This window comes from Burkholderia sp. AcTa6-5 (genome assembly GCF_017815075.1).
Lineage (GTDB): Bacteria > Pseudomonadota > Gammaproteobacteria > Burkholderiales > Burkholderiaceae > Burkholderia > Burkholderia sola.
In genome coordinates this window covers 77,472-103,871 of the sequence record NZ_JAGIQE010000006.1, presented here as the reverse complement: position 1 = coordinate 103,871, position 26,400 = coordinate 77,472, and the positions used below count along the sequence as shown (strand labels likewise).

At 67.9% G+C, this 26,400-nt stretch carries 25 protein-coding genes; 8 read left to right on the top strand and 17 right to left on the bottom strand.

From position 1 onward, the window contains the following. Positions 1–79 precede the first annotated feature (79 nt). Positions 80–1,399, bottom strand: a complete 1,320-nt coding sequence (locus J8I33_RS10565) for a C4-dicarboxylate transporter DctA (RefSeq protein WP_209935383.1) — start codon at positions 1,397–1,399, stop codon at positions 80–82. 211 nt (positions 1,400–1,610) lie between these two features. Between J8I33_RS10565 and J8I33_RS10560 the strand changes: the two genes are divergently transcribed. Continuing rightward, entirely contained in the window at positions 1,611–2,333 is a 723-nt protein-coding gene (locus tag J8I33_RS10560; protein ID WP_176015575.1) for an FCD domain-containing protein, read from the top strand. Between the two features lie 157 nt (positions 2,334–2,490). On the opposite strand, the gene J8I33_RS10555 is transcribed toward J8I33_RS10560, so the two are convergent. After that, positions 2,491–3,549: an L-idonate 5-dehydrogenase gene (locus tag J8I33_RS10555; RefSeq protein ID WP_209935376.1), complete on the bottom strand. Its 1,059-nt coding sequence runs from the start codon at positions 3,547–3,549 to the stop codon at positions 2,491–2,493. Between the two features lie 13 nt (positions 3,550–3,562). Further along, positions 3,563–4,336 (bottom strand): SDR family NAD(P)-dependent oxidoreductase, encoded by a 774-nt coding sequence (locus tag J8I33_RS10550; protein ID WP_069616843.1) that lies wholly within the window; start codon positions 4,334–4,336, stop codon positions 3,563–3,565. A 153-nt stretch (positions 4,337–4,489) separates the two neighbouring features. Between J8I33_RS10550 and J8I33_RS10545 the strand changes: the two genes are divergently transcribed. Then, positions 4,490–5,380: a LysR family transcriptional regulator gene (locus tag J8I33_RS10545; RefSeq protein WP_209935369.1), complete on the top strand. Its 891-nt coding sequence runs from the start codon at positions 4,490–4,492 to the stop codon at positions 5,378–5,380. A gap of 76 nt (positions 5,381–5,456) precedes the next feature. Here J8I33_RS10545 and gap read toward each other — a convergent pair whose 3' ends face one another. Together gap and tkt are read right to left on the bottom strand one after the other, a co-directional pair. Then, positions 5,457–6,467 carry a type I glyceraldehyde-3-phosphate dehydrogenase gene (gene gap, locus J8I33_RS10540; protein ID WP_006476940.1) on the bottom strand — a complete coding sequence of 337 codons (1,011 nt, stop codon included), beginning with the start codon at positions 6,465–6,467 and terminating at the stop codon, positions 5,457–5,459. An 86-nt stretch (positions 6,468–6,553) separates the two neighbouring features. Then, on the bottom strand, positions 6,554–8,626 hold the full coding sequence (tkt, locus tag J8I33_RS10535; protein ID WP_209935362.1) for a transketolase: 2,073 nt from the start codon (positions 8,624–8,626) through the stop codon (positions 6,554–6,556). A 215-nt stretch (positions 8,627–8,841) separates the two neighbouring features. Here tkt and speE point away from each other — a divergent pair, with 215 nt between their 5' ends. The 3 genes from speE (at position 8,842) to J8I33_RS10520 (ending at position 10,988) form a co-directional block, all read left to right on the top strand. After that, the gene (gene speE, locus J8I33_RS10530; protein ID WP_050013840.1) at positions 8,842–9,699 is read left to right on the top strand and encodes a polyamine aminopropyltransferase; all 858 of its coding nucleotides are present in this window, start codon (positions 8,842–8,844) and stop codon (positions 9,697–9,699) included. A gap of 87 nt (positions 9,700–9,786) precedes the next feature. Continuing rightward, positions 9,787–10,203, top strand: a complete 417-nt coding sequence (locus J8I33_RS10525; RefSeq protein WP_089488163.1) for a glyoxalase/bleomycin resistance/extradiol dioxygenase family protein — start codon at positions 9,787–9,789, stop codon at positions 10,201–10,203. 17 nt (positions 10,204–10,220) lie between these two features. Then, a complete protein-coding gene (locus J8I33_RS10520; protein ID WP_050013842.1) occupies positions 10,221–10,988 on the top strand; it encodes a 16S rRNA (uracil(1498)-N(3))-methyltransferase in 768 nt (255 codons plus the stop codon). 107 nt (positions 10,989–11,095) lie between these two features. On the opposite strand, the gene J8I33_RS10515 is transcribed toward J8I33_RS10520, so the two are convergent. The 3 genes from J8I33_RS10515 to J8I33_RS10505 all read right to left on the bottom strand — a co-directional run bounded on the left by J8I33_RS10515 (position 11,096) and on the right by J8I33_RS10505 (position 14,785). Beyond that, the gene (locus J8I33_RS10515; protein ID WP_006476945.1) at positions 11,096–11,659 is read right to left on the bottom strand and encodes a barstar family protein; all 564 of its coding nucleotides are present in this window, start codon (positions 11,657–11,659) and stop codon (positions 11,096–11,098) included. Between the two features lie 16 nt (positions 11,660–11,675). Beyond that, positions 11,676–12,107, bottom strand: coding sequence for a ribonuclease (locus J8I33_RS10510; RefSeq protein ID WP_050013843.1), 432 nt, complete (start codon positions 12,105–12,107; stop codon positions 11,676–11,678). Between the two features lie 377 nt (positions 12,108–12,484). Further along, positions 12,485–14,785: an NADP-dependent malic enzyme gene (locus J8I33_RS10505; protein WP_050013844.1), complete on the bottom strand. Its 2,301-nt coding sequence runs from the start codon at positions 14,783–14,785 to the stop codon at positions 12,485–12,487. 176 nt (positions 14,786–14,961) lie between these two features. Between J8I33_RS10505 and thiL the strand changes: the two genes are divergently transcribed. From thiL to J8I33_RS10490, 3 genes are read left to right on the top strand one after another with little or no spacing between them, the layout of a single operon-like run. Continuing rightward, positions 14,962–15,960 (top strand): thiamine-phosphate kinase, encoded by a 999-nt coding sequence (gene thiL / locus J8I33_RS10500; protein ID WP_209935357.1) that lies wholly within the window; start codon positions 14,962–14,964, stop codon positions 15,958–15,960. Further along, positions 15,950–16,495: a phosphatidylglycerophosphatase A gene (locus J8I33_RS10495; protein ID WP_209935351.1), complete on the top strand. Its 546-nt coding sequence runs from the start codon at positions 15,950–15,952 to the stop codon at positions 16,493–16,495. Before thiL ends, J8I33_RS10495 begins: the two co-directional genes overlap by 11 nt. A 31-nt stretch (positions 16,496–16,526) precedes the next feature. After that, positions 16,527–17,027, top strand: a complete 501-nt coding sequence (locus J8I33_RS10490; protein ID WP_050013847.1) for a CinA family protein — start codon at positions 16,527–16,529, stop codon at positions 17,025–17,027. A 37-nt stretch (positions 17,028–17,064) separates the two neighbouring features. Here the strand turns inward: J8I33_RS10490 and J8I33_RS10485 are convergent, their stop codons facing one another. The 9 genes from J8I33_RS10485 to J8I33_RS10445 form a co-directional block, all read right to left on the bottom strand. Further along, positions 17,065–18,123 (bottom strand): haloacid dehalogenase-like hydrolase, encoded by a 1,059-nt coding sequence (locus J8I33_RS10485; protein ID WP_209935345.1) that lies wholly within the window; start codon positions 18,121–18,123, stop codon positions 17,065–17,067. Positions 18,124–18,322: 199 nt separating this feature from the next. Further along, a complete protein-coding gene (gene pyrF / locus J8I33_RS10480) occupies positions 18,323–19,150 on the bottom strand; it encodes an orotidine-5'-phosphate decarboxylase (RefSeq protein ID WP_050013849.1) in 828 nt (275 codons plus the stop codon). 39 nt (positions 19,151–19,189) lie between these two features. Beyond that, entirely contained in the window at positions 19,190–20,251 is a 1,062-nt protein-coding gene (locus J8I33_RS10475; RefSeq protein ID WP_209935337.1) for an aldose 1-epimerase, read from the bottom strand. 49 nt (positions 20,252–20,300) lie between these two features. Beyond that, positions 20,301–21,110: an SDR family oxidoreductase gene (locus J8I33_RS10470; protein ID WP_050013851.1), complete on the bottom strand. Its 810-nt coding sequence runs from the start codon at positions 21,108–21,110 to the stop codon at positions 20,301–20,303. Positions 21,111–21,138: 28 nt separating this feature from the next. Next, positions 21,139–22,152: an L-arabinose ABC transporter permease AraH gene (araH, locus tag J8I33_RS10465; RefSeq protein ID WP_069616785.1), complete on the bottom strand. Its 1,014-nt coding sequence runs from the start codon at positions 22,150–22,152 to the stop codon at positions 21,139–21,141. Positions 22,153–22,240: 88 nt separating this feature from the next. Further along, positions 22,241–23,752 (bottom strand): L-arabinose ABC transporter ATP-binding protein AraG, encoded by a 1,512-nt coding sequence (gene araG, locus J8I33_RS10460; protein ID WP_124556636.1) that lies wholly within the window; start codon positions 23,750–23,752, stop codon positions 22,241–22,243. Positions 23,753–23,819: 67 nt separating this feature from the next. Continuing rightward, positions 23,820–24,815, bottom strand: coding sequence for an arabinose ABC transporter substrate-binding protein (locus J8I33_RS10455; RefSeq protein ID WP_050013854.1), 996 nt, complete (start codon positions 24,813–24,815; stop codon positions 23,820–23,822). Between the two features lie 111 nt (positions 24,816–24,926). Beyond that, positions 24,927–25,706, bottom strand: a complete 780-nt coding sequence (locus tag J8I33_RS10450; protein WP_050013855.1) for an SDR family oxidoreductase — start codon at positions 25,704–25,706, stop codon at positions 24,927–24,929. Continuing rightward, positions 25,706–26,383: a 2-dehydro-3-deoxy-6-phosphogalactonate aldolase gene (locus J8I33_RS10445; protein ID WP_124556651.1), complete on the bottom strand. Its 678-nt coding sequence runs from the start codon at positions 26,381–26,383 to the stop codon at positions 25,706–25,708. The genes J8I33_RS10450 and J8I33_RS10445 overlap by 1 nt, the downstream gene beginning before the upstream one ends. Between the last annotated feature and the right edge of the window lie 17 nt (positions 26,384–26,400).

The following is a 26,400-nucleotide window of genomic DNA, read 5'->3' as shown; positions in this document are numbered from 1 at the left end:
CCGGCGCGTCAGCGCGCCGGTCGCATGAAGGTCGGTCGCGCGGTGCGGCCGGGGAAGCCGCGCCGCGCGAGAGCGGTGTTCAGAGCGCGTGGGCCTGATCGCCGGCGACCGGTGCGGCGGCGTCCGGCGCGTCGGCCACGTAGCGCAGCTCGCGGTTCAGCACGCGCGTCGCCCGAGCGCGGTCGATGTCGTTCTCCCACACCGCGACGACCACCGTCGCGACGCAGTTGCCGATCAGGTTGGTCAGCGCGCGGGCGATGCCGACGAACCAGTCGACCGGCAGGATCAGCACGAGGCCGAGCACCGGAATCGCGGGAATCGCCGACAGCGTCGCCGCGAGAATCACGATCGCCGAGCCGGGGATGCCGTGCGCGCCCTTCGACGTCACGAGCGACACGAGCAGCACGACGATCAGGTCGTGCGTGGACAGCGGCGTGTTGGTGGCCTGCGCGATGAACAGCACCGCGAGCGTCAGGTAGATCGAGAAGCCGTCGAGATTGAACGAATAGCCGGTCGGGATCACGAGGCCGACCGTCGAATCCTTGATGCCCATGTATTCGAGCTTGCTCATCACCTGCGGCAGCACCGCATCAGACGACGCCGTGCCGAGCACGATCGACAGTTCCTCGCGCAGGTAGCGGATCAGCTTGAACACCGAGAAGCCCGCGAGCCGCATCACCACGCCGAGCACGACCGTGACGAACACGAAGCAGCTCAGGTAGAACACCGCGACGAGGTAGCCGAGCTGCTTGAGCGACGCGACGCCGTACTTGCCGGTCGTGAACGCGATCGCGCCGAGCACGCCGAGCGGCGCGAGCTTGATGATGAAGCCGATGATCTTGAAGAACACGTGCGACAGTTCCTCGATCAGCGAATTGACGCGCTGCGCCTTGTCGCCGAGCAGTGACAGCGCGGAGCCGAACAGCACCGCGAACACGAGGATCTGCAGGATGTCGCCCTTCGCGAACGCGTCGATCGCGGTGTCGGGGATGATCTTCATCAGGTAGCCGGCCGTGTCCTTCAGGCTTTCGGCGTTCTTCGCGTACGTCGACAGCGACGCCGCGTCGAGCGAGCGCAGGTCGATGTTCATCCCGACGCCCGGGCGCGTGACCCAGGCGAGGACGAGCCCGATGCCGAGCGCGAGCGTCGTCATCACCTCGAAGTAGACGACGGCCTTCAGGCCGACCCGGCCGACCTTCTTCAGGTCGCCCGCATTGGCCATCCCGCTGACCACGACGCAGAATACGATCGGGCCGATGACCATCTTGATCAGCTTCAGGAAGCCGTCGCCGAGTGGACGCAGCGACTCGGCGAAATGCGGGAAGAACGCGCCGAGCGCGACCCCTAGTATCAATGCGACGACTACCCGGCCAAACAGCGAATTGAGGAATTTCGACACGGCGCTCTCCCGATCCAACGGTTGCAGTTTCGTCTGTTCATACTGGTAAGACCAGTGATGTTATGGTGGATAGTAGGAAGCCGATATAGTCGCGTCAAGGACGAACAAAATAGGGATTTCCCGCCCCTCCAGCGGGGCCGGAACGCGCCGGAATCGGCTTGATCGTGGCTTACCCGTAGGCCGCTGATGCGCCGAGCGCGTGCGGATTACAATGCTGGTCAGACCGGCCATCACTCATATCATGAAGAACGTTCCGCACACCGTGACCGACGCCGCCATCGCGACGATCCGCGACCGGATCGAGGCAGGCGTGTATCCGGTCGGCAGCCTGCTGCCGGCCCAGCGCCAGCTCTCCGAGGAGCTGGAGATCAGCCGCGCGTCGCTGCGCGAGGCGCTGTCGACGCTCGAGGCGCTCGGGATGCTGCGCATCCGCGCGGGCAAGGGCGTGTACGTCGAAAGCGCGCAGGCGTCGGCCGCGCATCCGTGGCAATTCGCCGAGCAGTCGTCGCCGCCCGATACGTACCAGATGCGCTATGCGCTCGAAGGCTTCGCCGCACGGATGGCCGCGCACGTCGTCAGCGACGATGACATCGCGTGGTTCGAGGACAACCTCGCCGACCTGCACGTCGCGCTGACCGAAAGCGCGCTCGACGAGGCATCGCGGCTCGACTTCGACTTCCACATGCGGATCATTCATCTGGCCGGGAATGCGGCGATCGAGTCGATCCTGCGCAGCAGCGCGGACATCATGAAGGAAAGCCAGCGCATGCCGTTCTACCGGCGCGAGCTGCTGCTGTCGACGTGGCACGAGCACCGCGCGATCGTCGACGCGCTGATCGCGCGCGATGCGGCCGCCGCCGGCACCGCGATCGAAACGCACATCGCGAACGCCGCGCAGCGCGCAGGCGTGTTCTTCCCGACGCCCGGCGCGTAATCCTCCCGCGCCGCGTCGGCACGCGGCCGGTCACGCAGTCATGCGGCGGGCCGGCAATCCGTTTCCGCCGCACGACGAAAAAGGCACGCGCCGCGCATCGCGGGCGTGCCTTTTTTGCAAAGGGCGCCGCTGCCGTCGCGACGCTAACGCCGCACCGTCACGCGGCCTCGTTCGCGAAATCGATCAGCACCTTCATCGCACGTTGGCGATCGCCGGCCAGTTCGAACGCGAGGTTCGCGTCGCGCATCGGGAACACGCGCGTGACGGCCGGCCGCAGGTCGACGCGCCCCGCGTTGATCAGTTGCACCGCGAGCGCGAATTCCGCGTGAAAGCGGAACGAGCCGCAGATCGACAGCTCCTTCGCGACCATCACGTTCTGCGGCAGGCTCACGTCGCCGCCGAGCCCGAGCTGCACGACGGCACCGCGCGGACGCATCACGTCCAACCCGTCGCGCAATGCACGCGCATTGCCCGAACACTCGATCATCACGTCGAACGTGCCCTTGTCGGCGCTGTAGCGCTCGACCCAGCCGGTATCGGCCGCCGCATTGATCGTGCGGTCCGCGCCGAGCGCGCTCGCCACCGCCAGCGGCGCTTCGACGACATCCGTCGCGACGATCTCCGCCGCGCCGTGCACGCGCGCCGCCGCGACCGCCAGCACGCCGATCGGCCCGCAACCCGACACGAGCACGCGCTTGCCGATCAGCGGGCCCGCGCGCGACACCGCGTGCAGCCCGACCGCGAACGGCTCGGCCAGCGCCGCGAGCGACAGCGGCACGTGATCGGCGACCTTCACGCATTGCACCGCGTCGCACACGAGCGCATTGCGGAACGCGCCCTGCACGTGCGGCATCCGCATCGCACTGCCGTAGAAGCGCATGTCGAGACACTGGTTCGGCAGCCCTTCGAGACAGTAGCGGCATGCGCCGCACGGCCGGCTCGGATTGACCGCGACGCGATCGCCGACCTTCACCGACGTCACGTCCGGCGCCACTTCCGCGACCGTGCCGGCGACCTCGTGGCCGAGCACCATCGGCTGCCGCAGCCGGATCGCGCCGAAGCCGCCATGCCGGAAGTAATGGAGGTCGGAGCCGCAGATGCCGCCCATCGCGACGTCGACGCGCACCTGGCCCGGGCCGATCTCGCCCGCGTCCTGCTCCTCGACCCGCAGGTCGTTCGGCCCGTGGATCACCACACACATGCAACGCATACGCACGACATTCTCCTTGTCAGACCGCACTCGTCAGCCCGCCGTCGACGAACAGCGTCTGCCCGTTCACGAAATCGGATGCGGCCGATGCGAGGAAGATCGCCGCGCCGCACAGCTCGTCGACCTGCCCCCAGCGGCCGGCCGGCGTGCGCTTGCACAGCCAGTCCGAAAACGCCGCGTCGTCGACCAGCGCGCGATTCAGTTCGGTTTCGAAATAGCCGGGTGCAAGGCCGTTCGCCTGGATCCCGTGGCGCGCCCAGTCCGCGCACATCCCTTTGGTCAGCATCCGCACCGCGCCCTTGGTCGCCGCATACGGCGCGATCGTCGGCCGCGCGAGCTCGCTCTGCACCGAGCAGATGTTGATGATCTTGCCGCGGCCGCGCGCGATCATGTGCCGCGCGACCGCCTGCGCGACGTTGAATACGCCGTCGAGATTCACGCGCATCAGCGCATGCCAGTCGTCCGGGTCGAAGGCGTCGAGCGGCGCGCGACGCTGGATGCCCGCGTTGTTCACGAGAATGTCGATCGCGCCGACGCGCGCCTCGAAATCGTCGACCGCCGCGCGTACCTGCGCGTGCTCAGCCACGTCGAACACCGCATGGTCGGCCGCGAAGCCTTCATCGCGAAACTGGCGCGCGAGCGTCGCGGCCTTCTCTTCATTGCGATCGTTGATGACGATTGCCGCGCCAGCTTCCGCGAGCCCGCGGGCGAGCGTCAGCCCGATCCCGCGGCCGGAGCCGGTAATCAGCGCGCGGCGGCCGTCGAGGCGGAACCGGTCAAGCGCGTGGGTCATGGATGTCTCCTCGTGCCAGTCGAGCCGGCTGCCCGTCGCGGCCGGTCTCGCGTTGACGGTATCTTCGACCGCCGGCCGGGTCCGCGCCAATGGTCTTTTTTGATCCGGTTATCATGAAAATTGATTACCGCTCTCTCGTGCCCGCCACCGCCCATGGAACTCAAGCAATTGCGCGCGTTCGTCACGCTCGCGGAAGACCTGCATTTCGGGCGCGCCGCGCAGCGCCTGTGCATCGTGCAGCCCGCGCTGAGCATGCAGATCAAGGCGCTCGAGGCGGAACTCGGCGCGCGCCTGTTCGAGCGCGACCGGCACAAGGTCGAGCTGAGCGACACCGGGCGCGTGTTCCTGCCCGAAGCGCGGGCAACGCTGCAGCAGGCCGCGCGCGCGGAACAGATGGCGCGGCTGTCGAGCCGCGGCGAAATCGGCACGCTGCGGATCGCGTTCGTGTCGTCGGTGTTGCCGACGCTGCTGCCGGCCGTGCTGCGCACGATGCGCGAACGCTATCCGTCGATCGCGCTCGAACTGAAGGACATGCCGACGCCCGACCAGATCGCCGCGCTACGCGACCGGCGGATCGACTTCGGGATGATCCGGCTGCCGGCCGCGTATGCGGGCATCGACACGCGCGTGGTGCTCGAGGAAGGGTTCGTCGTCGCGCTGCCGCTCGACCATCCGCTGGCCGCGCGCGATGCGATCGCGCCGGCCGACCTGCGCGGCCACCCCGCGTTCGTGCTCGCACGCCGCTATGCGCCTGGCTTTCACGACGACATGCTGCTCGCGCTGAGCCGTGCAGGCACGACGCTCGAGATTGCGCAGGAGTTCGGCGAATTCACGACGATGCTCGCGCTCGTCGCGGCGGGAATGGGGATCGGGCTGATCCCGGCGCAGGCGGCGAGCGCGCTGCCGCCGAACGTGCTCGCGCGGCCACTCGATCTGGCCGGTCACCGCAGCGGCATCGGCCTCGCGTGGACCGATCTCGACAGCCCGCTCAAACGGGCTTTCGTCGATGCGATCGAGCACGTGACGGCGAACGCCGGGCAATAAAAAACCCGGCCGGAAAACTCCGGGCCGGGTTCGTTCGCCACGCCGGCCGCCTTCAGCGGCCGAGCGACGTGCGCGATTACTTCGCGTTCGCGAATGCGATTGCCGTATCGAGCATGCGGTTCGAGAAACCCCACTCGTTGTCGTACCAGCTCGACACCTTCACGAGGCGGCCCGACACCTTGGTCAGCGTCGCGTCGAACGTCGACGAAGCCGGGTTGTGGTTGAAGTCGATCGACACCAGCGGTGCGTCGTTGTAGCCGAGGATGCCCTTCAGCGCGCCTTCCGATGCTTCCTTCATGATCGCGTTGACTTCCTCGACCGTCGTGTCGCGCTTCGCGATGAACGACAGGTCGACGATCGACACGTTGATCGTCGGGACGCGGATTGCGTAACCGTCGAGCTTGCCGTTCAGTTCCGGCAGCACGAGGCCGACGGCCGATGCCGCACCCGTCTTCGTCGGGATCTGGCTGTGCGTCGCCGAGCGCGCGCGGCGCAGGTCTTCGTGATAGACGTCCGTCAGCACCTGGTCGTTCGTGTACGCGTGAATCGTCGTCATCAGGCCGGTTTCGAGGCCGATCTTGTCGTTCAGCGGCTTGACGAGCGGCGCGAGGCAGTTCGTCGTGCACGATGCGTTCGAGATGACCGTGTGCTCGGCTTTCAGCACGTCGTGGTTCACGCCGTAGACGATCGTCGCGTCGACGTCCTTGCCGCCCGGCGCCGAGATGATCACCTTCTTCGCGCCGCCCTTCAGGTGCGCGCTCGCCTTTTCCTTCGTCGTGAAGAAGCCCGTGCATTCCATCACGACGTCGACGCCCAGCTCGCCCCACGGCAGTTCGGCCGGGTTGCGGTTCGCCAGCACGCGGATCTTGTCGCCGTTCACGACGAGGTAGTCGCCGTCGACCGACACTTCGCCCGGAAACTTGCCGTGCGCGGTGTCGTACTGGGTCAGGTGCGCGTTGGTCTTCGCATCGCCCAGGTCGTTGATCGCGACGATCTCGAGATCGTGCTTCTTGCCGTTTTCATAGAACGCGCGCAGCGTGTTGCGGCCGATACGGCCGTAGCCGTTGATTGCGACGCGAATCGTCATGGTTATCTCCTGATGGCTGAAAAAATTCGTTTCGTGCAGCTTCACGGTGCGACGCGCGCAACGGGTGGCGCGCGCCGCGTAGGCTTTTAGGCCAGCACGGCCTTGGCCGTCTCGACGACGTGCTCGACGGTGAAGCCGAAGTACTTGAACAGCACGCCGGCCGGCGCCGATTCGCCGAACGTGTCGATCCCGACGACGCCGCCTTCGAGGCCGACGTACTTGTGCCAGAAGCTCGTCACGCCCGCTTCGATCGCGACGCGGCGCACGCCGTGCGGCAGCACGCGTTCGCGGTATTCGGCGTTCTGGCGATCGAACACGTTGGTCGACGGCATCGACACGACGCGCGCCGCGATGCCCTGCTGCGCGAGCGGTTCGACGGCCTTCATCGCGAGTTCGACTTCCGAGCCCGTCGCGATCAGGATGATCTTGCGCGCGACGATCTCTTCATCCCAGTCCTTCAGCACGTAGCCGCCCTTCTCGATGTTGGCGATCTGCGCATCGGTACGCGGGTTGAACGCGAGGTTCTGGCGGCTGAAGATCAGGCTCGACGGACGGTCGGCGGCGACCGCGTGGGTCCATGCGACGGCCGTCTCGACCGTATCGGCCGGACGCCAGACGTCGTGGTTCGGGATCAGGCGCAGGCTCGACACGTGCTCGATCGACTGGTGCGTCGGGCCGTCCTCGCCGAGGCCGATCGAATCGTGCGTGAACACGAAGATCGACGGCACCTTCATCAGCGCGGCCACGCGCAGCGCGTTGCGGCTATAGTCGGAGAACGTCAGGAACGTGCCGCCGAACGGCTTGTGGCCGCCGTGCAGCGCGAGGCCGTTGATCGCGGCGCTCATGCCGAATTCGCGCACGCCGTAGTTGATGTGGTTGCCGAGCAGCACGCCCGCGCCTTCCGGATTCGCGCGCACCGCCTTCGACGCCTTCCAGTTGGTCAGGTTCGAGCCGGTCAGGTCGGCCGAGCCGCCGAGCAGCTCGGGCAGCGCGGCAGCGAGGCCTTCGATCGCCTGCTGCGACGCCTTGCGGGTCGCGACCGTCTCGGCGCGCTCGTTCGCGCCGGCGATGATCGCGGCAGCCTTCTCGGCCCAGTCGGCCGGCAGCTTGTTCGCCATCCGGCGCTCGAATTCGGCGGCTTCTGCCGGGAACTTCGCGCGATAGGCCGCGAACGTCGCGTCCCATTCGGACTCGGCGCGCTTGCCGGCTTCCTTCGCGTCCCATGCCGCGTAGACTTCCTGCGGAATCACGAACGGCTCCCACTTCCAGCCAAGTGCTTCGCGCGTCTTCGCGATTTCTTCCGCGCCGAGCGCAGCGCCATGCACGTCGTGGCCGCCGGCCTTGGTCGCCGCGCCCTTGCCGATCACCGTCTTGCAGCAGATCAGCGTCGGCTTGTCCGACAGCTTCGCCTTCGCGATGGCCGCGTCGACCGCATCGACGTCGTGGCCGTTCACGTTCGGGATCACGTTCCAGCCGTACGCTTCGAAGCGCTTCGGCGTGTCGTCGTGGAACCAGTTCACGACGTCGCCGTCGATCGAGATGCCGTTGTCGTCGTACAGCGCGATCAGCTTGTTCAGCTTCAGCGTGCCCGCGAGCGAGCAGGCTTCGTGCGAGATGCCCTCCATCAGGCAGCCGTCGCCGAGGAACACGTACGTGTGGTGATCGACGATCTTCGCGCCGTCACGGTTGAACTCGTCGGCCATCAGCGCTTCGCCGAGCGCCATGCCGACCGCGTTCGCGAGACCCTGGCCGAGCGGGCCGGTGGTCGTCTCGACGCCCGGCGTGATCCCGTATTCCGGGTGGCCCGGCGTCTTCGAGTGCAGCTGGCGGAAGTTCTTCAGCTCTTCGATCGGCAGGTCGTAGCCGGTCAGGTGCAGCAGCGAGTACAGCAGCATCGAGCCATGGCCGTTCGACAGCACGAAACGGTCGCGGTCGGCCCAGTGCGGGTTCGTCGGGTTGTGCTTCAGATGGCGCGACCACAGCGCGACGCCGATTTCGGCCATGCCCATCGGCATGCCGGGGTGGCCGGAGTTCGCTTGCTGGACGGCGTCCATCGCGAGCGCACGGATCGCGTTGGCCATCAGGGTGGTGGAGGCGGGAGACGAAGTCGTCATGTCGAGTCCGGAGAACGAGTCGAGGAAACGGGGGCACGGCGGCATCCGGAAGCTCGAGCGTCAATCGTTCCCGGCGCGCGGTGCGGCGCCTGACGGACGCGAAGCGGACGGAGCCAACGGACGGGGCTGCAAAGCTCGTCATTTTAACAGATGGGCCGACATTTCCCTTGTCGGCGCGTAGTGTTCCGGCACGGTTTTCCGTCGAACCGCCCGCCTCCTATAATTCAGGCGTCGGAACTGCCTGCCCCAGCGGCCCGCCCGTGAGCACCACCCTTCTCTTTCACCCGACGCCCGACGCCACCTACGGCTTCCCGAATGCGCGGCGGCTCGCGCACGTCGCGTCCGCGCACCAGCAGATCGAAGTCTGGGAAACGCCGCAGCTCGGCCGGCTGTTCACGCTGGACGGCCGGCCGATGACGTCGGTCGGCGACGAGTTCGTCTATCACGAGTGCATGACGCACCCGGCCGCGCTCGCGCATCCGTGCCCGAGGAAGGCGCTCGTGCTCGGCGGCGGCGACGGCGGCGCCGCGCGCCAGTTGCTCAAGCACGCGTGCATCGAGCGGATCGTGATCGCCGAACTCGACGACGAGGTGGTCGGGATGGCGCGCCGCTATCTCGACGACGTGCACCAGGGCGCGCTCGACGACCCGCGCGTCGAGGTCGTGATCGGCGACGCCGCGCATTTCGTCGAGTCGACGGTCGAACATTTCGATCTCGTCGTGTTCGACCTCACGCCGCCCGATTCGCCGGCGGCCGGCCTCTACACGCGCGACTTCTACGCACGGCTCAAGCGGATCCTGACGCCGCGCGGCGTGATCTCGATGCATCTCGGCTCGCCGGTGTTCCATGCCGCGCGCATCGCCGCGCTGCTCGACGACCTGCGCGCGCGCTTCGCGGTCGTCGATCTGCTGTCCGCGCACGTGCCGCTGTACGGCTCGCAGTGGCTGATGGCGATCGCGAGCGACACGCTCGATGCGGCGGCGCTGTTCGCGCACGACGTCGACGAACGGCTCGCGGCCCGCCGCGTCGGCGGCTTGCGCTATTACGATGCGCGGCTGCATGCGTCCCTCTTTACCCTGCCGCGCGCACTGCGCGATACACTGGGCGTTCGCCGCTGAACATCAGGACGGCCGCACCGTTCCGCTGCTCCAGCATGAGACCGGCGCAGGCGCCGACGCGCCGACACCGAGCAACAGGAGATTTTCATGACCGATCCACGTCCGGCCAACGTGCCTTGGTTGACGCCCTACCTGGCCGTACGCAACGCGCGCGCGGCCATCGAGTTCTTCAAGGCCGCATTCGGCTTCACCGTACGCGACGTGCACGACGAGGACGGCGCGATCATGCACGTCGAGATGGCCTATCGCGGCCAGCTGATCGTGATGTTCGCGCCCGAAGGCGCGTTCGGTTCGCCCGCGCTCACGCCGAAGCACGCGAACGCCACCGCGCCGCAATCGTTCTATCTGTATGTCGACGACGTCGACGCCACCTGGCAGCGCGCGCTCGATGCGGGCGCGAAATCGCTGAGCGCGCCGCAGGACCAGTTCTGGGGCGACCGGTTCGCGCAGATCGAGGATCTCGACGGCTACCGCTGGGCGCTCGGGTGCCGTCTCGACGCATGACCGAAACCGCCACACGCATGAACGAAGCCACCACCACCGCGGCCGTGCCGCGCTTTTTCGTCGATGTCGCGCTGCGCGCCGACGCCACGCTCGCATTGCCGGCCGACGTCGCGCGCCACGTGCAGGTGCTGCGCCTGCAGCCGGGCGACGTGCTGGCGTTGTTCGACGGCACGGGCGGCCAGTACCGCGCACGGCTCGTCGAGGTCGACAAGCGCAGCGCGCTCGTGCAGGTCGATACGTTCGAGCCCGTCGAGGCCGAGCCGCCCTATCGCGTGACGCTCGCGCAGGGGATCGCGGGCGGCGACAAGATGGACTGGGTGATCGAGAAGGCCGTCGAGCTCGGCGTCGCGGCGGTCGTGCCGCTGTCGACCGCGCGCGGCGTCGTGAAGCTGTCCGGCGAACGGGCGGACAAGCGCGTCGCGCACTGGCGCGGCGTCGTACGCGCGTCGTGCGAGCAATGCGGACGCAACCGCGTGCCCGACGTCGCACCGGTGGCCGGCTTCCACGCATGGCTCGATGCGCGGCAGGCCGCGCCGGCCGACGGCGAGCTGCGGCTGCTGCTGTCCCCGCGCGCGAGCATCCCGTTCGCGTCGCTGCCCGACGCGCCGCCCGCGGCGGCCGTCACGCTGCTGATCGGGCCCGAAGGCGGGCTGTCGCCCGACGAGGAAAATGCGGCCCGCGCACGGGGGTTCACCGCGCTGTCGCTCGGGCCGCGCGTGCTGCGTACCGAGACGGCCGGCGCGGCCGTGCTCGCGGCGTTGGCGGCGCGCTGGGGCGGGTGGTAAAGCGCGTCAGCGCGCCGCGCCATGCAGCCGAGCGCGAATCGCACACGCAAAAAAGCCCGCTCGAAGCGGGCTTGTTACCGAATCGGCCGCGCGGGCCGACCGTGCGCTTACGCGAACGAGTAGAACACGCGGAACGCGACCTTGCGCTCGGCCCAGAATTCGGCCGCCTCGCGGAACACGTCGAGCAGCGTTTCGCGCCCTTCCTTGTCGAATTTCTGCGCGATCGGCAGCCCTTCGAGGACGATCACGAAACCGGGCTGCGCGCCGGCCTTCGCGACGAGGTCGGTGAGGCAGTCGTACAGCGCGTCGTAGTTCTTCCCGAAATGCTTCGGAAACAGGAACGAGGTCGCGATCGTTTCCATCACTTCCTGCTTCGACTGCGCGGCGCCGCAATACGCATACAGGAAATGCTGGCCGAGCCGACCGGCTTCGTCGGCGAGATCCTGCACGCGGAACGCGCGGATCGACTGCACGAGATTGGGTCGCACGGTCGTGAAAAGGCTCATAGGCTCCTCGTTCGATGAAAGCCCGGGCTCGGCTTCCTGTTGCTCCGGCGTGCCGCCGGCCTGCGCCGCCGCGTGCAACTGAATCACACGCTGAAACAGATTGCCGTCGCCGGCCGCGAACAGTTCCGCCGCCGCCGTATCGTGCGCGTAGATGGAGTCGCTCATGCCATTCGTCCCGAAGTCATTCAACAATACGTTTAAAACTGGTGTAGTGGTCGCCCGTGTAATAACAGTTGTCGATCCGGCGCAACGGCCCGCCACAGACGATCCGGCGCGCGCCGCGATTGCGCGCACGCGGTGTCGGCACCGTGTACTCATGGTAGTAGCCGCGCTTCGCCTTCGGCAGGATCCGCTCGCGGTTGCCGAACACGACGCCGTCCTTCTCGTACGGATAGGGGCCGCCGGCGCCGATCAGGCCCAGCGTGGTCACGGCCTCGCGCGGAAGACGGGCGGTCGGGATCGTATCGAGCCCGCTCGCGGCCACGTCGGCCGGAACGGCCTCCCGTGCGTAAGCGGCGGAAACCAGACTGCCCGTCGGCGTGCCGACGATACCCATCGCGAACATCGCGAAGACGGACGCGAGCGCGCCGTTGCGGAGCCACTTGCGTGCCATGAACCAGGGTTCCCGCTGTTAAATCAAGTAGTTGACGACCAACAAAGGCGTTAGCGTAGCGTTATTGGCCGCGCGAATCAATGTCCGTTTGGGAATCGAAAGCCTCTCGGCACTCGAGATTCCGTATTTCTTACCGAAATTACACTACATTTATCTTACATGAGATAAAATACGGGTGGCATCGCTCGTATGGCAAGACCCTGCCTCCTTGCCACACTCGCTATCCGGAGTGGAGAGATGCTGCTGTTGCTTTATGGGAAGCGCGGTTGCGCCCTACCCGCGGCGTGCCCCTTGCGGGCACGCCTCTTTTTGCCTTTGTTTACAATTTCGCCCGACCCGGGACGCCGGTTCGACCGGCGCCGCGGGTTCGTTCCGGCTCAGCGTGCGGCGTTGACGTCGGCGACCAGCAGCGCCGCCATGTTGACGATGCGACGAACGGTCGCCGATTCGGTCAGCACGTGCACGGGCTCCGCGGCGCCCAGCAGAATCGGCCCGATCGCGATGTTGTTGCCCGCGGCCGTCTTCAGCAGGTTGTACGCGATATTCGCGGCGTCGATGTTCGGCAGGATCAGCAGGTTCGCGTCGCCTTCCAGCGTCGATTCCGGCAGGATTTCCTTGCGCAGCGCCGCGTCGAGCGCGACGTCGCCGTGCATTTCGCCGTCCACCTTCAGCTCCGGCGCGGTTTCCTGCAGGATCGCGAGCGTATCGCGCATCTTCTTCGCCGAAGGGGCGTTGCTCGTGCCGAAATTCGAATGCGACAGCAGCGCGACCTTCGGCTCGATGCCGAAGCGGCGCACTTCTTCCGCGGCCATGATCGTGATTTCGGCCAGTTCCTCAGGGGTCGGATCGACGTTCACGTGCGTATCCACGAGGAAAATCTGGCGGCCGGGCAGCACGAGGCCGTTCATCGCCGCGTACACGCTGCAGCCCGGGCGCTTGCCGATCACTTGGTCGATGAAGTGCAGATGGCGGTGCGTGGTGCTGATCGTGCCGCAGATCATCCCGTCCGCTTCGCCCTTCTTCACCAGCATCGAGCCGATCAGCGTCGTGCGGCGGCGCATCTCGACGCGCGCGAGCTGCTCGCTGATGCCCTTGCGCGCCATCAGCTTGTGATACGTCTGCCAGAAGTCGCGGTAGCGCTCGTCGTGCTCGGTGTTGACGACCGTGAAGTCGACGCCCGGATTCAGGCGCAGGCCGTAGCGCTGGATACGGTGCTCGATCACCGACGGACGGCCGATCAGGATCGGCTTCGCGAGTTTTTCGTCGACGATGATCTGAACGGCGCGCAACACGCGCTCTTCTTCGCCTTCCGCGAACACGACGCGCTTCTTCTCTTCCGGCGCGGCGCGCGCGATCTGGAAGATCGGCTTCATCGTCGTGCCGCTGTGATACACGAACTGCTGCAGATGCTGCTTGTACGCGTCCATGTCCTCGATCGGGCGCGTCGCGACGCCGCCGTCCATCGCGGCCTGCGCGACGGCCGGCGCGATCTTCACGATCAGGCGCGGATCGAACGGCTTCGGAATCAGGTATTCGGGCCCGAACGACAGATCCTGGATACCGTACGCGGTCGCGACGATGTCGCTCTGCTCGTGCTGCGCGAGTTCGGCGATCGCATTGACGGCCGCGATCTCCATTTCACGCGTGATCGTCGTCGCGCCGACGTCGAGCGCGCCGCGGAAGATGAACGGGAAGCACAGGACGTTGTTGACCTGGTTCGGGTAGTCGGTGCGGCCGGTCGCGAGAATCGCGTCGGGGCGCACTTCGAGCGCCGCTTCCGGCAGGATTTCCGGCGTCGGGTTCGCGAGCGCGAGGATCAGCGGGCGCTCGGCCATGCCCTTCACCATCTCCTGCTTCAGCACACCCGCGGCCGACAGGCCGAGGAAGATGTCCGCGCCGTCGATCACTTCGGCCAGCGTGCGGGCGTCGGTTTCGCGCGCGAAACGCTCCTTGTCCGGATCCATCAGCTCGGTGCGGCCCTTGTAGACCACGCCGGCCAGGTCCGTCACCGTGATGTTCTCGAGCGGCAGCCCGATGTCGACCAGCAGGTCCAGACACGCGAGCGCGGCCGCGCCCGCGCCGGATGCGACGAGCTTGACCTTCTTGATGTCCTTGTTGACGACCTTCAGCCCGTTCGTGACGGCCGCGGCCACGACGATCGCGGTGCCGTGCTGGTCGTCGTGGAACACCGGGATCTTCATCCGCTTGCGCGCTTCGCGCTCGACGATGAAGCAGTCCGGTGCCTTGATGTCTTCGAGGTTGATCCCGCCGAAGGTCGGCTCCAGCGCGGCGATCACGTCGACGAGCTTGTGCGGGTCCGACTCGTTCAGCTCGATGTCGAACACGTCGATGCCCGCGAATTTCTTGAACAGCACGGCCTTGCCTTCCATCACCGGCTTCGACGCGAGCGGGCCGATGTTGCCGAGACCGAGCACCGCCGTGCCGTTCGTCACGACGCCGACCAGGTTGCTGCGCGCGGTGAAGCGCGCCGCGTTCAGCGGATTCTCGACGATCTCCTCGCACGCGTACGCCACACCCGGCGAATACGCGAGCGCGAGGTCGCGCTGGTTGATCATCTGCTTGGTCGGGGCGATCGCGATTTTGCCGGGGGTCGGAAATTCGTGATAGTCGAGCGCGGCTTCGCGGAGCTTGGCTTTGGAGGAGGCTTGGGTGGACATGTGTCTCGTGACGGGCGGATTAGAATAACTGTTCGACGGCATTGTAGCGCCAATCATCGGCCGCCAGACCGGCGATTCGGGTGCGACAGCCGCGACAAAAATGAACTGGACAGTACAGGCGCGCCGCCGCCCGCCTCGTACAATGCCGTTCCTTCAACCGTTTCGGATCGCCCGCCGTGCCAGCCGCCCTCTCCGAGTTCTCGCTGATCGAACGCTTCTTCACGCGCCGCGCCGCGCAGGGCGCCCGCGCGTCGACGCTCGGCATCGGCGACGATTGCGCGCTGATCGCGCCCCGATCCGGGAAATTGCTGGCCATTTCGACGGACATGCTGGTGGAAGGCCGCCACTTCTTCCCCGATGTCGCGCCGGACGCGCTCGGCCACAAGACGCTCGCGGTCAACCTGTCGGACCTCGCGGCGATGGGCGCCGCGCCGCGGGCGTTCACGCTCGCGTGCGCGCTGCCGCGCGCCGACGCGGCGTGGCTCGAGGCGTTCAGCGACGGCCTGTTCGCGCTGGCCGAGCGCTACGGTTGCGAGCTGATCGGCGGCGACACGACGAGCGGGCCGCTGAACCTGTGCGTGACCGTGTTCGGCGAAGTCTCGCCCGACGCGGCGCTGCGGCGCGATGCCGCGCGCGACGGCGACGACGTATGGGTGTCCGGCACGCTCGGCGATGCACGCGCGGGCCTCGGCGTCGCCCGCGGCGAATGGACGGCCGGCGCGGAAGAAGCCGCCGCATTCCGGCGCGCGCTCGAGCGTCCGGAGCCGCGCGTCGCGCTGGGGCTTGCGCTCGCGGGCGTCGCGCATGCGGCGCTCGACCTGTCGGACGGCCTCGCCGGCGACCTCCAGCACATCCTGACGCGCTCGAACGTGCGCGCCGAGATCGACGCCGACGCGGTGCCGCGCTCGGCCGCGCTCGCGACGCTGCCGGCCGACGTGCAGCGCCGCTGCACGCTGGCCGGCGGCGACGACTACGAACTGTGCTTCACCGCGCCGGTCGCGGCCCGCGCAGCGGTCGAAGCGGCGGCCGCCACGGCCGGCGTGCCGGTCACGCGAATCGGTACAATACGCGCGTTGTCCGCGCCGTCGGCGCAACCCGCCATCGCGTGGCGCGACGCCGCCGGCGCGCCCCTCGCTCTCACGTTGCACGGTTTCGACCACTTCCATGCAAACTGATCCGACGCACGCGCACGCCGCGGCCGAGCCCGGCGCCGCGCCGCCCGCGCCGACCCGCACGACGGCCCGCTTCATGCTGTCGCACCCGGCGCATATCGTGTCGCTCGGCTTCGGCAGCGGGCTCGCGCCGATCATGCCCGGCACGTTCGGCTCGCTGTTCGGCTGGCTCACGTTCGTCGTGCTCAACCGCTACCTGACGGTGCCCGAATGGTGGGCGCTGATCGCCGTCGGCTTCGTGGCCGGCACCTGGGTCACCGGTTTCACCGCGAAGAAGGCCGGCGTGTCCGATCCGGGCGCCGTCGTCTGGGACGAGATCGTCGCGATCTGGCTCGTGATGCTGTTCGTCACGCCCGCGACCTTCGTCGGCCAGCTGTGGGCGTTCGTCGCGTTCCGCTTCTTCGACATGCTCAAGCCGCCGCCGATCCGCTACTTCGACCGCCGCCTGAAAGGCGGGCTCGGCATCATGGTCGACGACCTCGTCGCCGCGTTCATGACGCTGCTGGTGATCGCGCTGTGGCGCTCCGTCGCCGGCTGACCGATTTCCCGACTCCCGTTTCCCGACGCGCATGCCAACCGATTCCGTCGTCCACCAGCTTGCGATCCGCGCAGGCAACAAGCTGCGTGACGAGCACCTGACGCTCGCCACCGCCGAATCCTGCACCGGCGGCATGATCGCCGCGGCGATCACCGATATTTCCGGGAGCAGCCAGTGGTTCGAGCGCGGCTTCGTCACGTATTCGAACCAGGCCAAGATCGAGATGATCGGCGTGCCGGCCGACCTGATCGACAAGCACGGCGCGGTCAGCGAGCCCGTCGCGCGCGCGATGGCCGAAGGCGCGCTGCGCAACAGCCGCGCGCAGGTCGCGCTGTCCGTCACCGGCATCGCGGGCCCGGGCGGCGGCAGCGAGAACAAGCCGGTCGGCACCGTGTCGTTCGGCTGGAGCAACCGGCTGCATACCGACGTCGAGACGCTCGTGTTCAAGGGCGATCGCGAACAGATCCGCACGCAGGCGGCCGCGCATGCGCTGCGCGGGCTGCTGAAGCTGCTCGACGAGCGCGAACGCTGACCGGGCGGGGCGCGCGTGCCGCGCCCGCTCTACTCGCTTACTGGATCGCGTCGGGCTTCACGACGATCCAGTTCTTGTCCGCCGTCACCGGCAGCCCGAGCGCCTTCTGCTTCGCGGCCGATTCGTCCGACCACGCGCGGATCTGCGTCATCTGCTTGTCCTTCTTGTTGACCCACACGCGCACGCCGCCGCGCGCGACGTCGGTCGCGTTCAGCAGCATGTAGCCGTCGGACGTCGGCGTGTCGCCCGCGACGAGCACCGGCTTCTTCCACTGATCGATCCAGCCGACGATCGAACCGAGCTTGCCTTCGTACCACGTCATCGGGTTCATCAGGAACGGCGTGATCACGAGATTGCGGTTCGCAGCCTCGTCGTACTTGCCGGCCTTGATCTGCAGCCGCGACGTCGTCAGCGCGCCGGTCGCCGGGTTGCGCAGCAGCGTCGTCACGCCGATCACGTTCTGCGGCTTCACGTTGTAGCCGTACTTCGGGTCGGCCAGCACGAGCCGCGCGAGCTCCTCGTGCGCGGCCGTCATCACGTAGACGTCGATCCCGTTCTCGCGCAGCGCGTTGTACAGCTCCTGCATCCCGCGGAAGAAGCGCGGCGGGTTCACCGTGCCGTCGACCACCTTGTCGCCCTGCCAGTAGCGGATCGGAATCGGCTTGCCGTCGGCGAGCATCGCGTCGATGTGGCGCTTCAGGTCGGCGAGCGACTGCCCGGCAAACGCCTGCGCGATCCACGGATAGCAGACCAGATCGTCGATCTCGCAGAGCCGGTAGTAGTAGCTCGTCAGCGATTCCCGGTAGTCGGCGGAATCCTTGAACGGGATCAGCTTCAGCGACGGATCGAGCGAATCGCGCGTCAGCACCCCATGGTTCTCGAGATACGGCAGCAGCGCTTCCTCGAGGTCATAGCGGTAGGTCGTGTTGTCGGCGTCGAACACCGCGTAGTCGCCGCGGTTCGCGTGCGCGGCGATCATCGCGTTCAGCGCCTTCGCGCTGTCGGCCGGCCAGTGCGACAGGTCGGCCGCATGGGCGAACGTCATGCACAGCGACGCGGCGAACGTGCTCAGAAGACGGCGGGACAGCTTGGGCATGGCGTCGCTCCTTTTCTTGACATTTTTGTGACGGATCGGTGACAACCGGCAGCATCGCGCGACTAAATTGCGCGCATGCGATACGGAAGCGACGGGAAGTTGTTCGCGTGCGCCAGAACGGCGACCACGCGATGAACGCGCGCGGCCCGCGGACGCGGGCGCGGCGGTCGAAGGCCGCCCGGGGCGGGCGGCCGGTATTTCAGCGATGCGCGTTGATCGTGTCGCGCGTCTTCTGCGCGGCAAGCGCCGCGGCTTCAGCGAAATCCTCGCCCTTGCTCGCGTACAGGATCGCGCGCGACGAGTTGATCATCATCCCGGTGCCGTCGGCCGTGCGGCCCGCGTTGACGGTCGCCTGCACGTCGCCGCCCTGCGCGCCGATGCCGGGGATCAACAGCGGCATGTCGCCGACGATCCCGCGCACGATCTCGATTTCCTTCGGGAACGTCGCGCCGACCACGAGGCCGAGCTGGCCGTTCCTCGCGTTCCACTTGTTCGCCGCGAGATCGGCGACGACCTGGTACAGCGGCCGCCCGTTCGTATCGAGGAACTGCAGGTCCGAGCCGCCCGGGTTCGACGTGCGGCACAGCACGATCACGCCCTTGCCTTCATGCTCGAAGTACGGCTCGACCGAGTCGTAGCCCATGTACGGGTTCACCGTGACGGCGTCCGCGCGATAGCGCTCGAACGCTTCGCGCGCGTACTGCTCGGCCGTGCTGCCGATGTCGCCGCGCTTCGCGTCGAGGATCACGGGCAGGCCCGGATGCTGGAGATGGATATGCGCGATCAGCCGCTCGAGCTGGTCTTCCGCGCGATGCGCGGCGAAGTACGCGATTTGCGGCTTGAACGCGCTCGCGTACTGCGCGGTCGCGTCGACGATCTGCCGGCAGAATTCGAAGATCGCGTCGGGCTGGCCGTCGAACTGCACGGGAAAGCGCGACGGCTCGGGATCGAGGCCGACGCACAGCAGCGAATTCGTGCGCTGCCACGCGGCGCGCAGCGATTCAATGAAAGTAAGCGGGGAAGACATGGCGGATACTCGCGGCAAACCGTTGGTAGACCGCGTATTTTACCCGCGTCGCCGGTGTCCCTCGCGTGTCGCGGCATTGCTGCGCACATCGGTGCGCCCGACGGTGAACGCGAAACGCCGCGTGAGCCGCTCGCCGGGCGCGAGCAGCGTCATCCCGTGCGCGCTCGCGCCGCCCGGCAGGTTCACCGCATTGATCGGATGATCGACCGGCTCGAAGCAGAAGAAATCCGCGCCCGGCGGCGTATAGAGCACGTACGCGTCGGCGTCGGCTGCGACGGTCAGCGACAGCCGGCGGCGCGGCCAGCTCACCGTCGCGTGGCCGCCCCAGCCGGTGAACGCGTGATTGACGAGCGTGGCCGGCAGCGGATACGCGACGCCGAACTGCCAGGCCGGCGGCACGCTGACGTGCCGCACCGGCAGGAAATCGGCGCCCGACAACCACAGCCCGCCCGCCGCCGCGGCGAGTTCGGTCGCCGCATCGCGCACGAGGAACGGATGCACGCCGAGCCCGAACGGCAGCCGCGCGCGGCCCGCGTTCTCGATCGTCAGCGCGATCGACAGCGTCGCGTCGTCGAGTTCGAACGACTGGATCGCACGGAACGCGTACGGCGCGCCGGCGGCGCGGTCGAGCGACAGTTGCAGCGACGTGTCGGTCGCATCGTCCACCTGCCACGGCGCGAGCCAGCCGTCGCCATGGATCGGCAGCGGCTCGTCGCGGCGGTTGCGCGGCACCGCGACCTTGCGCCCGTCGCATTCGAAGCGCCCGTCGCCGATCCGGTTCGAGTACGGCAGCAGCGGATAGCACGCGAGCTCGTCCGGGTCCGTCGCCGTCTCCGGGTGCTCGCACCGGCGGAACACCGGCATCAGCACGCCGTTGTCGCCGCGCCAGTCGAAGCGCGCGATGCCGCCGCCGAGGTGCGGCAGCACGTCGAGCCGCAGCGATGCGTTCGACAGCGTGACGACCGCCGCATGCGCGGCGCCGACGCCCTGCGCGAACACGGCCGTCTGCGGGCCGGGGCTGACCGGCTGGGCGGCGGCCGCCAGGCGCGCGCGGCGCGACTGGCTGGTGGACGACGATGCGCGCGAGGACGTGGCGGTCATGGTGAGCTCCTTTCCTTCGTCGAAGAAACGATGCAGGTCGTGCGAGCGGTCAGGCCCAGCCGCCGTCGACGATCACGTCCTGCGCGGTGATCATCCGGCTGTCGTCGGCCGCGAGAAACAGCGCCATCCGCGCGAGATCGGCCGGCAGCAGTTCGGCGTCGATGCACTGGCCGGCCTTGATCGCCGCCCGGCCCGCGTCGTCGAGCCACAGCCGGCGCTGCTTGTCGGTCATCACCCAACCGGGCACCAGCGAATTCACGCGGATGCCGAACGGGCCGAGATCGCGCGCGAGGCCGCGCGTCAGGCCCTGCACGGCCGCCTTCGCCATCACGTAGACGGGATAGCCGCCGTTCTTCAGCATCCAGCTGATCGAGCCGAGATTGATGATCGCGCCGCCGCCCTGCCGCTTCATGTCGTCGATCACCGCCTGTGCGGCGAAGAACTGGTGACGCAGGTTCACCGCGATGCCCGCGTCGAACGACGCGGGCGTCACGTCGCCGATCGTGTGGCGCGTGTCGTTCGCCGCGTTGTTCACGAGCACCGCGATCGCGCCGATGCGTGCGCGGATCGCGTCGATCGCGCGGCGCAGCGCGTCGATGTCGGTCAGGTCGCAGGACAGGAACAGCGGCGCATGCCGCACGTGCGCGAGGCGTTCGGCCAGCGCGGCGCCGGCCGCCGCGTCGAGGTCGACGAACGCGACGCGCGCGCCCTGTTCGGCGAAGTGCTCGACGAACGACGCGCCGATGCCGGTCGCGCCGCCCGTGATCAGCACCGCGCGATCCTCGAGGCTCGGGTAGCGCGCGAAGCGCGCGTCGCTCGCCGCCGTGTTCGCGCCGTGCACTGATGTATCGATGGTCATGCGGATCGTCTCCGTGGAAACAGGTCGGTCAGTCGCGTACGCCGCGGTTCTTCAGCTGGTCGAGCAGCACGGCCGCGAGCAGGATCGCGCCGCGCACCAGGTACTGGTAGAACGCGTCGATGTTCAGCAGGTTCATCACGTTCTCCACGGTGCCCATGATCAGCACGCCGATCACGACGCCCGAGATCGTCGCGCGGCCGCCCATCAGCGACACGCCGCCGAGCACGCACGCGGAGATCACGTTCAGCTCGAAGCCTTGCGCGGCGTTCGGCTGGCCCGACGTGATGCGCGACGCGAGAATCACGCCCGCGAGCGCGGTCACCGCACCCTGGATCAGGAAGATGTACACGCGCGTGCGTTCGACGTTGATCCCCGCGAGCCGCGACGCTTCCGGGTTGCCGCCGATCGCGAGCGTGTTGCGGCCATAGACGGTCTGGTTCAGCAGCACGCCGAAGCCGATGAAGCACAGCAGCGTGACCCAGATCGGCAGCGACACGCCGAACATCGACAGCCCGCCGAGCGCGATGAACGTATCCGACGACACGCCGACCGCCTGCCCCTTCGACACGATGAAGCCGAGCCCGCGCACGATCTCCATCGTCGCGAGCGTCGTGATCAGCGCGTTGATCCGCAGATACGCGATCACCGCGCCGTTCACGAAGCCGATCGCGGCGCCGGCCGCGACCGCCGCGACGATCGCGACGAACGTGTTGTCGGTTGCGTTCAGCACCATCGCGCACAGCACGCCCGAGAACGCGACGGTCGAGCCGATCGACAGGTCGAAGTCGCGCGACGCGAGACAGAACATCATCGTGCACGCGACCATGCCGATCTGCGAGATCGACAGCGCGAGGCCGAGCATGTTGTCGATCGAGAAGAAGTGATCGACGGTCAGCGACATCGTGATGAACATCACCGCGAAGATCGCGATCAGGCTGTATTCGGTCAGATGCTGCCACCACTTCTGGCGGTCGCTCTGCTGCGGCACCAGCGCGTCGGCCGACTTCACTGCGGCGCTGGCAAGGTTTTCGTTGGCTTGCATGGTGTGTCTCCTGCTCCTGCATCGCGCGGCCCGCGCCGCGCGTGTTCGATTCGAATGTCCCGGGCTTGTCCGGACGTAGCCGGCCGCGTCAGGCTGCCTCGACCGCGCTCGTCTGCGGCAGCGCGAGGTTCAGCACCGCGTGCTCGTTCGCGTCGGCGCGCGGCAGCTCGCCGGCGATCCGGCCTTCGCGCATCACGACGATGCGGTCGGACACGCCGAGCACTTCCGGCAGTTCCGACGACACCATCACGATCGCGCAGCCGCGCTCCGCGAGCCGGTAGATCACGTCGTAGATCTCGTGCTTCGCGCCGACGTCGATCCCGCGCGTCGGCTCGTCGAGGATCACGACCTTCAGGTCGGGCTCCGCGAGCCAGCGCGACAGGATCGCCTTCTGCTGGTTGCCGCCCGACAGGAAGCGGATCTTCTGCCGCCGGTTCGGCGTCTTGATCTTCAGCCGCTGGATGAAGCGGTCGGCCGTCGCGCTTTCGGTCTTGCCGTTGATGAACAGCCCCGCGCGCAGCGAATGGCGGCGGCAGCTGATGTTGATGTTCTCGGCGACCGACGCGATCGCGATGATCCCTTCTTCCTTGCGATCCTCGGGGCACAGCACGATGCCGTGGCGGATCGCGTCGCCGGTGCGCTTCACGTCGATGCGCTTGCCGTCGAGCGTCAGCACGCCCGCGCGCCGGCGGTCCGCGCCGTACACGAGCCGCATCAGTTCGCTGCGGCCCGCGCCGACGAGCCCGAAGAAGCCGACGATCTCGCCCGCGCGCACCGAGAAGCTCGCGGGTTCGCGCAATGCCGGGCCGTCGACGCCTTCGGCGGAGAACCGCACGTCGCCGAGCGCGCGCGGCGCGTAATGGTAGATGTCCGCGATCTCGCGCCCGACCATCTCGGCGACCAGCCGCTCGCGCGGCACGTCGGCCAGCGCTTCGTGCGACGCGATCTTGCGCCCGTCGCGAAAGATCGTGCACGCGTCGCACAGCCGGTAGATCTCGTCCATCCGGTGCGAGATGTAGATCAGCGCACGGCCCTGCGCGCGCAGGTCGTCGACCAGCTTGAACAGCACTTCCGTCTCGCGATGCGACAGCGAGCTCGTCGGTTCGTCGAGCGCGATCACGCGCGCATTGCGCATCAGCGCCTTGCAGATCTCGACCATCTGTCGCTGCGCGATCGACAGCCGCCCGAGCCGCGCGTCGGGATCGAGGTCCACGCCCATCTCGGCGAGCCGCTCGCGCACGTAACGCTTCGCCTCGCGCTTCCTGACCCAGCCGAACGCATTCGGCAGGCGGCCGAGCAACAGGTTCTCCGCGACCGTCAGGTCGGGCACGTACTGCAATTCCTGGTGAATCACCGCGATGCCGGCCGCGATCGACGCGGCCGCATTCGCGAACTGCACGGGCTGGCCGTCGACCAGCACGCTGCCCGCATCGGGCTGATATTCGCCGCCGAGAATCTTCAACAGCGTCGACTTGCCCGCGCCGTTCTCGCCCATCAGGCCATGCACCTCGCCCGCATGCACGTCGAACGAAATGCCGTCGAGTGCGCGCACGCCGGGAAATACCTTGCCGATATTGTCAAAACGCAGTGCCGCTGACACGTCGTCTCCCCACTTCCAGATCCATCGACCGCCGGCCGCCGCGTCGCCGCGGCAGCCGGCGGGCCGCTTACTTCGACGCGAGCCCCATCTCCTCGCGCACCTTCGACACGTTGTCGCGCGTCGCGAGCATGCCCGTCGTCAGCGTCAACGGCGGCGGCGCCTTGCCCTGCGTGATCCACGTGTACATCAGATCCGAGGTTTCCTCGCCGTGGCGCTTCGGGCTGATGATCACGGTGCCGTAGAAGCCCGTCGGCTGCGGCTTCTTGAACTCGTTCAACGCCGAATCGGAACCGCCGATACCGATGCCGATCATGTTGTCGGCCTTGAAGCCGCGCCCTTCGGCCGCGCGCACCGCGCCGAGCACGGCCTCGTCGTTCAGGCCGTACGCGACCCAGTGCTTGAACTGCGGGTTCTTGGTCAGCGCGATGTTCGCCGCGTTGAACGCGTTCTCGGTGTCGGTCTTCGCCTGCGGCGCCGCGATCACGTTCGCCTTCGGGAAGCCGGCGGCGACCAGCGCGTCGGTCGCGCCGCTCGTGCGGTCGTGCGCGGTCGGCAGCTGCTCGTAGGTGATGTCGATCGCGCCGACGTCCTTCATGTCCCAGCCGCGCTTCTTGATCTCGGCCGCGATGCCGTCGCCGACCTGCTTGCCGATGTTGTACGCGGAAATTCCCATGTGCGGCACCGCGTCGATCGGCTTGCCCGCGCCGTCGACGAGGCGGTCGTCGACCGTCATCATCTTCAGGTTGTGCGACTTCGCCTTCGCGACGATGCCCGGCCCGAGCTTCACGTCGGGCGTGCAGATGATGAAGCCCTGCGCCTTCTGCGCGGACAGGTTGTCGATCGCGCTCATCACCTTCTCGCCGGACGGCGCGCCGATCTTCACGAGCGTGAAGCCCTTCTGCTTCGCGGCGATCTCGGCGAATTTCCACTCGTCCTGGAACCACGGCTCTTCCGGCTGCTTCACGAGGAAGCCGATCTTGACCGGGTCGGCCGCGTGCGCGACCGGGCTGCCCATCACCACCGCGGCCGCGGCGGCCAGCGTTACGAACGTTCTGCGTTTCATCTCCAGTGTCTCCTTGTTTTCATCGAACAGGATGCAGCCGCTTGTTGGTTTCGACGCAGCGTGCGCGCGGCCGTCGCACGTGCGGTCTTTCGAATCGTTACGTCAATCGTGTCAGTCGTGATACAGCGCCGCGCGCCCGCCATCGACGGTGATGCACGCGGCATTGATGAACGGCGCCTCGTCGGATGCGAGGAACACGGCCGTCATCGCGACCTCCTCCGGTTTTCCGATGCGCTTCATCGGCTGCAGCGCGAGCGTCTCGGCGCGCGCGGCGGCCGGATCGGGTTGCGCGTCCCACCAGTCGCGCGTCAGTTGCGTCTCGATGTAGCCCGGCGCGATCGCGTTCACGCGTACGTTGCGCGCCGCGTATTCGATGCCGAGCGCACGCGTCAAGCCGAGCACGCCGTGCTTCGCGACCGGGTACGGAAAGCAGCCCGGGATGATCCTGAATGCATGCGTCGACGCGATGTTCACGATGCTGCCGCGACCGCGCTCGACCATGCCCTCCAGCGCCGCGCGGCAGCCGTGCCACACGCCGTCGAGATCGACCGCGAAGCAGCGGCGCCAATCGTCGTCGGTCATCGTCAGCGGATCGGCGAACACGTTGATGCCCGCGTTGTTCACGAGCACGTCGAGCGGGCCGAACGCCGCTTCCGTCTGCGCGAGCGCGTCGCGCACCGCCTGCTGCCGCGCGACGTCCGCCTGCAGCGGCAGCACGCGCGCGCCGTCGCATTCGCGTGCGATCGCGGCGGCCGTGTGCTGCGCCTGCGGGAAGTCGAGATCGACGAGCGCGACGGCCGCGCCTTCGCGCACGAACGCACGCGCGATCGCGGCGCCGATGCCACGGCCCGCACCCGTCACCATCGCGACCTTGCCCGCGAGGCGGCCCATCATGCGGCTCCGCCGCGCGCGACGCGCAAGCCGGCCTGGAACGCGCGCGCATTCGCCGCGGTCGTGTCCGCCGACTGGCCGGGGCGGTACAGCGCCGAGCCAAGCCCGAAGCCGTTCGCGCCGGCGTCGAGGAACGGCTGCATGTTGTCCGGCGCGATCCCGCCGACCGGAATCAGCGGCACCGCGCGGTCGATCACCGCGCGCCAGGCCTTCACGACCGTCACGCCGAGCTGCTCGGCCGGGAACATCTTCAGCACGTCGGCGCCGTTCGTCAGCGCCGCGAACGCTTCGGTCGGCGTCGCGACGCCCGGCGCGCTCGCGAGCCCGCGCTCGCGCGCGCGGCGGATCACGGCCGCGTCGCTGTGCGGCATCACGATCAGCGCGCCGCCCGCGTCCTGCACGCGGTCGACGTACTCGGCGCGCAGCACGGTGCCCGCGCCGACGATCATGTCGTCGGGCAGCGCACGCCGCAGCGCCGCGATGCTGTCGAACGGCTCCGGCGAGTTGAGCGGCACCTCGACGATCCGGAAGCCGGCTTCGTACAGCGCACGGCCATGGTCGGCCGCTTCGGCAGGCGTGATGCCGCGCATGATCGCGATCAGCGGACACGCGTCGAACGCACGCATCAATGCGGCGTGGGGCATGTACGGTGCGGGCAAGGTCAGGTCGGACGGCATCGGCAATTCCTCTTCAA